11 protein-coding genes are annotated in these 11,492 nt (G+C 62.1%); 8 read left to right on the top strand and 3 right to left on the bottom strand.

Annotated elements, in window-relative coordinates; all coding sequences use genetic code 11:
- Positions 1 to 14 precede the first annotated feature (14 nt).
- The gene (locus tag IF199_RS28505) at positions 15 to 440 is read left to right on the top strand and encodes a DUF2269 domain-containing protein (RefSeq protein ID WP_085709022.1); all 426 of its coding nucleotides are present in this window, start codon (positions 15 to 17) and stop codon (positions 438 to 440) included.
- Between the two features lie 22 nt (positions 441 to 462).
- Here the strand turns inward: IF199_RS28505 and IF199_RS28500 are convergent, their stop codons facing one another.
- A complete protein-coding gene (locus IF199_RS28500; protein ID WP_096817495.1) occupies positions 463 to 1,119 on the bottom strand; it encodes a histidinol-phosphatase in 657 nt (218 codons plus the stop codon).
- Between the two features lie 143 nt (positions 1,120 to 1,262).
- Between IF199_RS28500 and IF199_RS28495 the strand changes: the two genes are divergently transcribed.
- Positions 1,263 to 1,742, top strand: a complete 480-nt coding sequence (locus IF199_RS28495) for an RNA pyrophosphohydrolase (protein WP_003229203.1) — start codon at positions 1,263 to 1,265, stop codon at positions 1,740 to 1,742.
- Between the two features lie 22 nt (positions 1,743 to 1,764).
- Positions 1,765 to 4,044 carry a phosphoenolpyruvate--protein phosphotransferase gene (ptsP, locus tag IF199_RS28490; RefSeq protein ID WP_192559231.1) on the top strand — a complete coding sequence of 760 codons (2,280 nt, stop codon included), beginning with the start codon at positions 1,765 to 1,767 and terminating at the stop codon, positions 4,042 to 4,044.
- A gap of 31 nt (positions 4,045 to 4,075) precedes the next feature.
- On the opposite strand, the gene IF199_RS28485 is transcribed toward ptsP, so the two are convergent.
- Positions 4,076 to 4,822 carry an NRDE family protein gene (locus IF199_RS28485; protein WP_192559230.1) on the bottom strand — a complete coding sequence of 249 codons (747 nt, stop codon included), beginning with the start codon at positions 4,820 to 4,822 and terminating at the stop codon, positions 4,076 to 4,078.
- A gap of 128 nt (positions 4,823 to 4,950) precedes the next feature.
- Between IF199_RS28485 and IF199_RS28480 the strand changes: the two genes are divergently transcribed.
- The 3 genes from IF199_RS28480 to IF199_RS28470 all read left to right on the top strand — a co-directional run bounded on the left by IF199_RS28480 (position 4,951) and on the right by IF199_RS28470 (position 7,653).
- Positions 4,951 to 5,733: a sulfite exporter TauE/SafE family protein gene (locus IF199_RS28480; RefSeq protein ID WP_096817504.1), complete on the top strand. Its 783-nt coding sequence runs from the start codon at positions 4,951 to 4,953 to the stop codon at positions 5,731 to 5,733.
- 82 nt (positions 5,734 to 5,815) lie between these two features.
- On the top strand, positions 5,816 to 6,631 hold the full coding sequence (gene lgt / locus IF199_RS28475; RefSeq protein ID WP_096817506.1) for a prolipoprotein diacylglyceryl transferase: 816 nt from the start codon (positions 5,816 to 5,818) through the stop codon (positions 6,629 to 6,631).
- A gap of 50 nt (positions 6,632 to 6,681) precedes the next feature.
- On the top strand, positions 6,682 to 7,653 hold the full coding sequence (locus IF199_RS28470; protein WP_011336420.1) for a thymidylate synthase: 972 nt from the start codon (positions 6,682 to 6,684) through the stop codon (positions 7,651 to 7,653).
- Positions 7,654 to 7,712: 59 nt separating this feature from the next.
- On the opposite strand, the gene cadR is transcribed toward IF199_RS28470, so the two are convergent.
- Positions 7,713 to 8,162 carry a Cd(II)/Pb(II)-responsive transcriptional regulator gene (cadR, locus tag IF199_RS28465; protein ID WP_007953454.1) on the bottom strand — a complete coding sequence of 150 codons (450 nt, stop codon included), beginning with the start codon at positions 8,160 to 8,162 and terminating at the stop codon, positions 7,713 to 7,715.
- Positions 8,163 to 8,246: 84 nt separating this feature from the next.
- Between cadR and IF199_RS28460 the strand changes: the two genes are divergently transcribed.
- Positions 8,247 to 10,514 (top strand): heavy metal translocating P-type ATPase, encoded by a 2,268-nt coding sequence (locus IF199_RS28460; protein WP_192559229.1) that lies wholly within the window; start codon positions 8,247 to 8,249, stop codon positions 10,512 to 10,514.
- 16 nt (positions 10,515 to 10,530) lie between these two features.
- The gene (locus tag IF199_RS28455; protein WP_102619666.1) at positions 10,531 to 11,394 is read left to right on the top strand and encodes a LysR family transcriptional regulator; all 864 of its coding nucleotides are present in this window, start codon (positions 10,531 to 10,533) and stop codon (positions 11,392 to 11,394) included.
- Positions 11,395 to 11,492: the final 98 nt, after the last annotated feature.

Raw genomic sequence — 11,492 nt, 5'->3', positions numbered from 1 at the left:
AAGGAAATCGGACAATGGAAACGTTAACTGCCCTGAAAACGGCGCACATGGTCGCCACCGTGGTTCTGCTGGCGAGTGCGCTGGGACTGGGCGTCTGGGTTTTACTGGCCCGGCGCAAAGGTGATGCGACGGCGGGCAGCCGCACGTTGCAGCGGCCACGGGTGTTTGTCTGGCTGCTGATGGGCCTGGCGCTGCTGAGCATGCCGTTTACGGGTTGGTGGATGGTGCATCTGGTGGGCTGGCCACTGGGGCAGACGTGGATTCTGGCCTCCAGCGTGCTGTACACCGTGGCGGCGCTGGCGTGGTTCTGGCTGCTGGTGCGCTTGAACCGGTTGCGCAAGGCGCCGGGCGGCGTCGGCAGGTTCAGCTTTGCCCTGGCGCTGTTCAGTTTTGTCTGCTTTGTCGCGATTGCCGGGTTGATGGGCGCCAAGCCGGTTTAAGGCCCGGCACCCGATCTCGAGATCAATCGCGCAGCGAGATGACCGACCAGCCGCGTTTCTCGGCTTCGGCCCGCAGATTCGGGTCCGGATCAACAGCGACCGGGTTCACCACCTGCTCCAGCAGCGGCAAGTCGTTCATTGAGTCGCTGTAGAAATAGCTGTCTTGCAGCGAATGCCCGGTCTCTTCCAGCCAGCGGTTCAGGCGCGTCACCTTGCCTTCACGGAAGCACGGCACGTCGGTGCTGCGACCGGTGTAGCGACCGTCCTGCATCTCGCACTCGGTGGCGATCAGGGTTTCAACGCCCAGGCGCTCGGCAATCGGTGCGGTGACGAAGCGGTTGGTGGCGGTGATGATCACCAGTTTGTCGCCGGCGTCGCGGTGCTTTTTCAGCAGCTCGACCGCTTTTGGCAACATCAGCGGCTCGATGCAGTCGCGCATGAAGTCGCTGTGCCATTGCTCGAGCACGGCCATGTCGGTGCGGCCGAGAATTTCCAGGCAGAAGTTCAGGTACGCGGCGTTATCCAGTTTGCCCGCCAGGTAGTCCTGATAGAACTCGTCGTTGCGTGCCTTGTAAGCGATCGGGTCGAGGAAGCCGCGTTCACACAGATAATCGCCCCAGGCGTGATCGCTGTCGCCGCCCAGAAGGGTGTTGTCCAAATCGAATAAAGCCAGGCGCATTGCAGTTACCCGCTGAAAAGTCAGTAAAAAGGCCACAAGAATACGGTCTTTTCACAAGAGTGCACATAAGGTAGGAAGCTTCATTGCTGCCTTCACAATCTTTGTGGAACAATGCGGCGACATGCGTTTGCGAGGTTGTTGCCGTGATCGACCCCGATGGTTTCCGTCCTAATGTCGGGATCATTCTGACGAATGACGCCGGACAGGTGCTATGGGCTCGCCGTATCAATCAAGATGCCTGGCAGTTTCCGCAAGGAGGGATCAATCCCGAGGAGACGCCGGAAGACGCCTTGTACCGCGAGTTGAACGAAGAAGTGGGCCTGGAACGCGAGGATGTTGAAATTCTCGCCTGTACCCGGGGCTGGTTGCGCTATCGTTTGCCGCAACGTCTGGTGCGAACCCACAGCCAACCGCTGTGCATCGGCCAGAAACAGAAGTGGTTTCTCCTGCGCCTGATCTCCAACGAGCAGCGGGTGCGGATGGATTTGACCGGTAAACCGGAGTTCGATGGCTGGCGCTGGGTCAGCTATTGGTATCCGTTGGGCCAGGTGGTGACATTCAAGCGCGAGGTGTATCGCCGCGCTCTCAAAGAGCTTGCCCCGCGCCTTTTAGCGCGCGACTGACGACGGAGTTCGACCCCGAGCCATGCTCAATACGCTGCGCAAGATCGTCCAGGAAGTTAACTCCGCCAAGGATCTCAAGGCGGCGTTGGGGATTATTGTATTGCGCGTCAAAGAGGCCATGGGCAGCCAGGTCTGCTCGGTCTACCTGCTTGATCCCGAGACCAACCGCTTCGTCCTGATGGCCACCGAGGGCTTGAACAAGCGCTCGATCGGCAAGGTCAGCATGGCACCCAACGAAGGTCTGGTCGGCCTGGTCGGCACGCGTGAAGAACCCCTGAACCTCGAAAACGCCGCGGATCACCCGCGCTACCGCTACTTCGCCGAAACCGGCGAGGAGCGCTACGCCTCGTTCCTCGGGGCGCCGATCATTCATCACCGCCGCGTCGTCGGCGTGTTGGTCATCCAGCAGAAAGAACGTCGCCAGTTCGATGAAGGTGAAGAAGCCTTCCTCGTGACCATGAGCGCGCAGCTCGCTGGCGTAATCGCTCACGCCGAGGCCACCGGTTCGATCCGAGGTCTGGGCCGTCAGGGCAAGGGCATCCAGGAAGCCAAGTTCGTCGGCGTGCCGGGTTCGCCGGGCGCAGCGGTCGGTACGGCGGTGGTCATGTTGCCGCCGGCGGATCTGGACGTGGTGCCGGACAAGCACATCGACGACATCGATGCCGAGCTGGAGCTGTTCAAGACCGCCATCGAAGGCGTGCGCGCCGACATGCGTGCCTTGTCGGCCAAACTGGCGACCCAGTTGCGTCCGGAAGAGCGCGCGCTGTTCGACGTCTACCTGATGATGCTCGACGATGCCTCGCTGGGCAGCGAAATCACCACCGTGATCAAGACCGGCCAGTGGGCCCAAGGCGCGTTGCGTCAGGTGGTCACCGATCACGTCAACCGTTTCGAATTGATGGACGATGAATACCTGCGTGAGCGGGCGTCGGACGTCAAGGATCTGGGCCGTCGTCTGCTCGCCTACTTGCAGGAGGAGCGTCAGCAGAACCTGGTCTACCCGGAAAAAACCATTCTGGTCAGCGAAGAACTGACGCCGGCAATGCTCGGCGAGGTGCCGGAAGGCACGCTGGTCGGTCTGGTCTCGGTACTCGGTTCGGGCAACTCCCACGTCGCGATCCTGGCCCGGGCCATGGGCATCCCGACGGTCATGGGTCTGGTCGACCTGCCGTATGCCAAGGTCGACGGCATCGACATGATCGTCGATGGCACCAAGGGCGATGTCTACACCAACCCCAGCGAAGTGTTGCGCAAGCAATTCGCCGACGTGGTGGAAGAAGAGAAACAACTGGCGCTGGGCCTCGATACCCTGCGCGACCTGCCGTGCGTGACCCTCGATGGCCACCGCATGCCGCTGTGGGTCAACACCGGCCTGCTGGCGGACGTGGCGCGGGCGCAGAAACGTGGCGCCGAAGGCGTCGGTCTGTACCGCACCGAAGTGCCGTTCATGATCAACCAGCGTTTCCCGAGCGAGAAGGAACAACTGGCGATCTACCGCGAGCAGCTTGCCGCGTTCCACCCGCAACCGGTGACCATGCGCAGCCTGGACATCGGTGGCGACAAGTCGTTGTCGTACTTCCCGATCAAGGAAGACAACCCGTTCCTCGGCTGGCGCGGGATCCGCGTCACCCTCGACCACCCGGAAATCTTCCTGGTGCAGACCCGCGCGATGCTCAAGGCCAGCGAAGGCCTGAACAACCTGCGGATCCTGCTGCCGATGATCTCCGGCATCCACGAGCTCGAAGAGGCGCTGCACCTGATTCACCGTGCCTGGGGCGAAGTGCGCGACGAAGGCACCGACGTGCCTATGCCGCCGGTGGGCGTGATGATTGAAATTCCTGCGGCGGTCTACCAGACCAAGGAACTGGCGCGGATGGTGGACTTCCTGTCGGTCGGCTCCAACGACCTGACCCAGTACCTGCTGGCCGTGGACCGCAACAACCCACGGGTGGCCGATCTCTACGACTACCTGCACCCGGCGGTGCTGCAAGCCCTGCAAACCGTGGTGCGCGACGCCCATGCCGAAGGCAAGCCGGTGAGCATCTGCGGCGAGATGGCCGGTGACCCGGCGGCCGCGGTGCTATTGATGGCGATGGGCTTCGACAGCCTGTCAATGAACGCCACCAACCTGCCGAAGGTGAAGTGGATGCTGCGTCAGATCAACCTGAGCAAGGCCAAGGATCTGCTGGCGGAACTGATGACTATCGATAACCCGCAAGTTATCCACAGCTCGCTGCAGTTGGCGCTGAAGAACCTCGGATTGGCGAAGATGGTCAGTCCAGCGGCGGCCAAACCTCTCTGAGCACAGGATCGCAGCCTTCGGGCTGCGATCTTCAGAGGTTGATTTCCACTTCCCCCAAGTGCCCGCCATACGGCCCGAAACTGCGCTCCACCATCCGCCGCGTCCCGTCGGCCTGCACAATCAGCGCCGTACTCGCTCGGGTTCCATAGCTCTGGCTGGCAATAAACACACTCGACAGCAACGACTCGGTCGCCAGGCCCACGCCGGTGTCCGGCAGTTCGGCAAACGGCGCGGTCTGAGCATCGCCCAGCAGCGCGAGCAACTGCTCGGGTTGTGGATCATCCAGCACCGCATTCAATGCAGCCTTGGCCTTGAGCAGTTTCGGCCACGGCGTATCCAGCCCGGCGTTTGAAAGCCCGTAGAGGCCCGGCTGCAACATCACCGGTTCCGAAGACCGGGCGTTGAAATGCCACAGCTCATGAGCATTGCCCAGCAGCAGATTGAACCCGGCATACTCCGGCGAACGGGCGACAACGTCGGACAAATAGTCATCGATCGACAGGTTTCCGGTCAGAAACCCCGCCACCAACTCGCCCCGGGAGCGCCGGGCCGGTGGCTGATGCGGATCACGGATGTTGGTCAGTGCGGCAAAACGTCCATTGGCGCCGAGGCCGAGCCAGGTGCCTCCGGCCTCCAGATCCCGTCCGGCATGGACGTGCGGCGCTTCCGGCCACTGGGCCAGCGGCAGGCTGGGCCGGGCGTAGAACTCGTCACGGTTGGCCGCGACGATCAGCGGCTGGGCATGCCCCGGCCGCCAGGCGAAAACGATCAGGCACATAAGGTGGTCCTGTGTGTTTTCTGCCCACTCTACGCAGACATCGTCCGTGCATCCATCGCCAGTGGAGCCGAAGGCCATGCATCCGTTACCATGCCGCTCCGGTTTTGGGGATGCGCCTTGGAGGCAGCATGGAATTTCTGCTCTATCTGGCGCTGGGTGCCTGTGCAGGCGTGCTGGCCGGGCTGTTCGGGGTTGGCGGCGGGATCATCATCGTTCCGGTGCTGGTGTTCAGTTTCACCTTGCAGGGCTTCGATCCGTCGATCCTGACCCACCTGGCCGTCGGCACGTCGCTGGCGACGATCATCTTCACCTCGGTCAACGCCGTGCGTGAACATCATCGACGTGGTGCGGTGCGCTGGCCGATCTTCAAGTGGATGACCGTCGGGATTCTGCTCGGCGCCGGTTTCGGCGCGCTGACGGCCGAAGCGATCTCCGGGCCCAATCTGCAGAAAATCATCGGTGTATTCGCCCTGGTGATCGCGGCGCAGTTGGCGCTGGACGTCAAACCCAAGGCCAGCCGAACGGTGCCCGGCAAGCTTGGTCTGACCATGGCCGGCAGTGTGATCGGCTGGGCGTCGGCGATTTTCGGGATTGGCGGCGGCTCGCTGACCGTGCCGTTCCTGACCTGGCGCAGCGTGCCGATGCAGCAGGCGGTGGCGACATCGTCGGCCTGTGGCCTGCCGATTGCCGTGGCAAGTGCAATAAGTTTCATGATTCTGGGCTGGCATGATCCGTTGCTGCCGGCCCATAGTCTCGGGTTTGTGTATCTGCCGGCGCTGCTGGGCATTGCGTTGACCAGCATGGTGTTCGCCCGTCTCGGCGCGCGGCTGGCGCACAAGTTGTCGCCGAAGTTGCTGAAACGGCTGTTCGCCGCTTTGCTGTTCTGCGTGGGGCTGAGCTTTTTGTTCTGAGCAGGCCACAATCCTGGCTTAATCCTGAGGTGGCAGCGTCGCCCGGGAATTTTGAAGATTTGAACTCTAACGAGGAGTCGCAATGCTGCCTTACCCGCAGATCGACCCGGTGGCCCTGGCCATCGGTCCGCTGAAAATCCACTGGTACGGCCTGATGTATCTGGTCGGCATTGGCGGTGCGTGGCTGCTGGCGTCGCGCCGGCTCAACCGTTTCGACCCGACCTGGACCAAGGAGAAACTCTCCGATCTGGTGTTCTGGCTGTCGATGGGCGTGATTGTCGGCGGGCGACTGGGCTATGTGCTGTTCTACGATCTGAGCGCCTACATCGCCAACCCGACGCTGATTTTCGAAGTGTGGAAGGGCGGCATGTCGTTCCACGGCGGCTTCATCGGCGTGATGCTGGCGGCGTTGTGGTTCGGCAAGCGTAACGGCAAGTCGTTCTTCCAGTTGATGGACTTCGTCGCGCCGATGGTGCCGATCGGCCTGGGGGCCGGACGCATCGGCAACTTCATCAACGCCGAGCTGTGGGGCAAGGCCACCGACGTGCCGTGGGCCATGGTGTTCCCGCCGTTCAGCGACCCGGCGCAACTGCCGCGTCACCCGTCGCAGCTGTACCAGTTCGCGCTCGAAGGCGTCGCGCTGTTCCTGATCCTCTGGCTGTTCTCGCGCAAGCCGCGTCCAACCATGGCGGTCTCGGGCATGTTCGCCCTGTTCTATGGCATCTTCCGTTTCATCGTCGAATTCGTCCGCGTGCCGGACGCGCAACTGGGCTACCTCGCCTGGAACTGGCTGACCATGGGTCAGGTACTGTGTGTACCGATGATCATCGGCGGGCTGTTCCTGATCTGGCTGGCCTACCGTCGTGCCCCGGCGGCACCGGTTGCACCGACGGCTTAAATATTCGAACCCCGGCGCGGTTGGCCGGGGCTCAAGGACACAGGTAACTCATGAAGCAATATCTCGATCTGGTGTCGCACGTCATCAACAACGGCACCAAACAGGCCAACCGTACCGGCGTGAACACCATCAGCTTTCCGGGCGCGATGCTGCGCTTCGATCTGCAGGAAGGTTTCCCGGCGATCACCACCCGCAAGATGGCCTTCAAATCGGCCATCGGCGAGATGTGCGGCTTTCTGCGTGGCGTGAACAATGCTGCGGAATTCCGTGCGCTGGGCTGCAAGGTCTGGGATCAGAACGCCAACGAAAACGCCCAGTGGCTGGCCAACCCGTTCCGCCAGGGCGAAGACGACCTCGGCGAAATCTACGGCGTGCAATGGCGCAAATGGCCGGCGTACAAGCAGATCCCGCTGAGCAACACCGCCGCCATCGAACAAACCCTGAGCAACGGCTACAAGCAGATTGCCCAGGGCGAAGAAGACGGCCAGGCCTACGTGGTGCTGTACAAAGCCATCGATCAGGTGCGCCAGTGCGTTGACACGATCATCAAGGACCCGGGCAGCCGCCGCATCCTGTTCCACGGCTGGAACTGCGCCCAGCTCGATGAAATGGCTTTGCCGCCGTGCCATCTGCTGTACCAGTTCCACCCGAATGTCGAGACCAAAGAGATTTCCCTGACCCTCTACATCCGCTCCAACGACCTGGGTCTGGGCACGCCGTTCAACCTCACCGAAGGCGCTGCACTGCTGAGCCTGATCGGTCGCCTGACCGGTTATACGCCGCGCTGGTTCACCTATTTCATCGGTGACGCCCACGTCTACGAGAACCACCTCGACATGCTCAACGAACAGCTCAAGCGCGAGCCGTTCGCCATGCCGAAGTTGAAGATTTCGGATCGCGTGCCGGAGTTTGCCAAGACGGGTGTTTATCAGCCGGAATGGCTGGAGCTGGTGGAGCCGAGCGACTTCTCGCTGGAAGGCTACGAGCACCATGCGCCGATGACCGCGCCGATGGCGGTCTGAAGCAGGGTGATCAAAACACTGAGGGAGCCAAATGGCTCCCTCAGTCGTTTCTGGCGTTCTTAATGGCCGTGACTGCGGCCCACATGCGAATGCTCGACCTCCGCAGCCACAACTCCGCCACTCACTTCCAGCCGTTGCAGGATCCCGCACTGATCCGCTTCCGGCCCTTCGCCACAACGCTGGCGCAGGTCGAGCAGTTGCGTCTGCAACGCCAACAACCCATCGATTCGCGCCTTGACGTGCTGGATGTGCTCGTCGATCAGCGCATTCACGCTTTCGCACTGATCCTGCGGGCTGTCGCGCAAGGCGAGCAGGCTGCGGATCTCTTCGAGGGTCATGTCGAGGGTGCGGCAGTTGCGGATGAAGGTCAGGCGCTCGGCGTGGGCCTGAGTGTAGACGCGGTAGTTGCCGTCACTGCGGGCCGGTTCCGGCAGCAGGTTTTCGCGCTCGTAGTAGCGGATGGTTTCTACGGCGCAATCGGTCTGTTTCGCCAGTTCTCCGATCTTCATGACAGCGATCTCCAAAGGGGTGCTTGACCCTATAGTGGCTACAGGGTCTTTACTTGGCAACAGGCACCTTCATGGACGCGACCAATGAGCGATTCCCAGCACACCCACCCTCACACCCACAAACCGGGCGACGGGCACGATCACAGTCATAAATTGCAGCCTGTGCATAAGCATTCCCACGGCGGCGATTCCTGCTGTTCGTCGAAAGCCGCTGCGCCGGCGCTGGTACAACTGAGTGAGGCGAAAAGCGCCGACGCCCGGCTGAGCAGTTTCCGCATCGAGGCGATGGACTGCCCGACCGAGCAGACGCTGATCCAGAACAAGCTCGGCAAACTCGCCGGGATCCAGCAGCTGGAATTCAACCTGATCAACCGCGTGCTCGGCGTGACCCACAATCTGCCGGACACCGCGCCGATCATCGACGCGATCAAATCCCTCGGCATGCAGGCCGAGCCGCTCGAGGCGGGCGTTGATTCCCCGGCCGCCGCCCCGGTGAAAAAACACTGGTGGCCGCTGGCGCTGTCCGGCGTCGGTGCGCTCGCTGCCGAAGTGATCCACTTCACCAGCGCCGCGCCGACCTGGGTGGTGGCGATCATCGCGCTGATCTCGATCCTCAGCGGTGGCCTCACCACCTACAAGAAGGGCTGGATCGCCCTGAAGAACCGCAACCTCAACATCAACGCCCTGATGAGCATCGCCGTGACCGGCGCCGTGTTGATCGGCCAATGGCCGGAAGCGGCGATGGTGATGTTCCTGTTCACCGTGGCCGAGCTGATCGAAGCGCGCTCGCTGGATCGCGCACGCAACGCCATCAGCGGTTTGATGCAGATGACCCCGGAGCAGGCGACTGTGTTGCAGGCTGACGGCAACTGGGTCGAACTGGATGTGAAAAGCATCGATCTCGGCGCCCGTGTGCGGGTAAAACCCGGCGAGCGTATTGCGCTGGACGGTGAAGTCGTCAGCGGCAGTTCGACTATCGATCAGGCGCCGATCACCGGTGAAAGCCTGCCGGTGGAAAAAACCGTCGGCGACAAAGTGTTCGCCGGCACCATCAACCAGGCCGGTTCGCTGGAGTATGCGGTGACGGCAGCGGCGAACAATTCCACCCTGGCGCGAATCATCCACGCCGTGGAACAGGCGCAAGGCGCGCGGGCGCCCACCCAGCGCTTTGTCGATCAGTTCTCGAAAATCTACACCCCGGTGGTCTTCGTCCTGGCCCTGGCCGTTGCGATCATCCCGCCGCTGTTCATGGGCGCCGTGTGGTTCGACTGGATCTACCGCGCGCTGGTGCTGCTGGTCGTCGCGTGCCCGTGCGCACTGGTGATTTCCACCCCGGTGACCATCGTCAGCGGCCTCGCCGCAGCGGCGCGCAAAGGCATTCTGGTCAAAGGCGGCGTGTACCTGGAGGGCGGTTTCAAACTCGACTATCTGGCCCTCGACAAGACCGGCACCATCACCCACGGCAAGCCGGTGCAGACCGACTACCTGTCCCTCGATCCGACCGCCGACGCCACGGCGCCGGCGATTGCCGCCGCGCTGGCCGGGCGTTCCGATCACCCGGTGTCGCTGGCCATCGCCAACGCAGCTGTGGATAAAGGTTTCACCACGCTGGTTGTGGATAACTTCGAAGCGCTGGCCGGGCGTGGTGTGAAGGGTGAGGTCAACGGCCAGGCCTACCACCTGGGCAACCATCGTTTGGTGGAAGAACTGGGCCTTTGCTCGCCGCAACTGGAAGAAAAACTGTTCGCGCTGGAAAAACAGGGCAAGTCCGTGGTGCTGCTGCTCGACCGTTCCGGCCCGCTGGCATTGTTTGCCGTGGCCGACACGGTCAAGGAAACCAGCCGCGAAGCGATTCGCCAGTTGCACGATCTGGGCGTGAAAACCCTGATGCTCACCGGCGACAACGTCCACACCGCGCAGGCCATTGCGGCGCAGGTCGGGATCGATCAGGCCAAGGGCGACTTGCTGCCCACCGACAAACTGCAAGCCATCGAAGAACTGTACGCGCAGGGCCGTCGGGTCGGCATGGTCGGCGACGGTATCAACGATGCGCCGGCACTGGCTCGGGCGGAGATCGGTTTTGCGATGGCGGCGGCTGGCACCGATACGGCGATTGAAACCGCCGATGTCGCCCTGATGGACGACGATCTGCGCAAGATTCCGGCGTTCATCTGTTTGTCCCGCAACACGGCCAGCATCCTGAAACAGAACATTGCGTTGGCATTGGTGATCAAGGCTATCTTTCTTGGGGTAACCTTCGCCGGGCTCGCCACCATGTGGATGGCGGTGTTTGCCGACATGGGCGTGAGCCTGCTGGTGGTGTTCAACGGTTTGCGCCTGTTGCGCAAATAGAGGAAGAGGGGCGGTTGTGCTGAGTGCCGAGCTGAAAGCGTTTTACATGGTGGCCCGCCTGGGCAGCATCACGCTGGCGGCGAAAAAGCTCGGCCTCAGCCAACCGACCGTGACCACCCAGATCCGCAATCTGGAAAGCCAGTACTCGGTGGAGCTGTTCTACCGTGGCGGCCGGCGCCTGAGTGTCAGCGATGAAGGTGCGCGGCTGTTGCCGATGGTCAAGGCGCTGTTGCAGCAGGAGGCCGATATCGAGTTCTTCCTGCGCAACAGTGGTCAGGTTCAGGGCACCCTGCGCATCGCCGCCACCGCGCCGTATTACATCCTCGATCTGGTGAAGACCTTCCGCGAACGGCTGCCGCAGGTGGAAGTGTCGGTGGAAATCGGCAACTCGCAGCAAGTGCTCGAAGCGCTGGAGGATTACCGGGTGGATGTCGCGGCATCGTCGCAATTGCTCGACGATGCACGGCTGATCCGCCGGGTGCTTGGAAGCGATCCGCTGGTGCTGGCGGTGCATCGCAATCATCCGCTGGCGGCGCATGACCATGTGACGCTGAGTGCACTGGCCGGGCATACCCTGTTGATGCGTGAACCGGGTTCGACCACCCGTCGCTTGACCGAAGAATTGCTGGCCGGTGCCGGGGTCAGTTTCGGCCCGTTGCTGGAGATCGGCAGCCGTGAATCGATCCGCGAAGCGGTGCTGCGCAACATCGGCATCAGCATCATCGCCCGACAGGAAGTGCCGCATGATCCGCAGTTGCGGGTGCTGACCCTGGAGAATGCGCCGCAGATTCCCGAATACCTCTACTGCCTCAAGGAGCGCAAGAACGCCCGGTTGCCGGCGGCGTTTCTCGGGCTGGCGCAGGAAATGTCCCCGGCCTGATCAACCCAAATCCCTGAATACCACTATCGGTCGATTTTGCCTTGTTGCCATATGACCGACGCATTACAACTCTAGGATTTGCCTCATCTGCTTGATGA

The organism is Pseudomonas allokribbensis, from assembly GCF_014863605.1.
Classification (GTDB): Bacteria; Pseudomonadota; Gammaproteobacteria; order Pseudomonadales; family Pseudomonadaceae; genus Aquipseudomonas; species Aquipseudomonas allokribbensis.
The sequence above is the reverse complement of the archived record's forward strand: the minus strand, read 5'-3'. Positions and strand labels throughout refer to the sequence as shown.

What these genes read in the sequence shown, in the direction of transcription:
- IF199_RS28505 (WP_085709022.1), top strand. Translation starts at nt 15, where the DNA reads ATGGAAACGTTAACTGCCCTGAAAACGGCGCACATGGTCGCCACCGTG.
- IF199_RS28500 (WP_096817495.1), bottom strand. Translation starts at nt 1,119, where the DNA reads ATGCGCCTGGCTTTATTCGATTTGGACAACACCCTTCTGGGCGGCGAC.
- ptsP (WP_192559231.1), top strand. Translation starts at nt 1,765, where the DNA reads ATGCTCAATACGCTGCGCAAGATCGTCCAGGAAGTTAACTCCGCCAAG.
- IF199_RS28485 (WP_192559230.1), bottom strand. Translation starts at nt 4,822, where the DNA reads ATGTGCCTGATCGTTTTCGCCTGGCGGCCGGGGCATGCCCAGCCGCTG.
- IF199_RS28480 (WP_096817504.1), top strand. Translation starts at nt 4,951, where the DNA reads ATGGAATTTCTGCTCTATCTGGCGCTGGGTGCCTGTGCAGGCGTGCTG.
- lgt (WP_096817506.1), top strand. Translation starts at nt 5,816, where the DNA reads ATGCTGCCTTACCCGCAGATCGACCCGGTGGCCCTGGCCATCGGTCCG.
- IF199_RS28470 (WP_011336420.1), top strand. Translation starts at nt 6,682, where the DNA reads ATGAAGCAATATCTCGATCTGGTGTCGCACGTCATCAACAACGGCACC.
- cadR (WP_007953454.1), bottom strand. Translation starts at nt 8,162, where the DNA reads ATGAAGATCGGAGAACTGGCGAAACAGACCGATTGCGCCGTAGAAACC.
- IF199_RS28460 (WP_192559229.1), top strand. Translation starts at nt 8,247, where the DNA reads ATGAGCGATTCCCAGCACACCCACCCTCACACCCACAAACCGGGCGAC.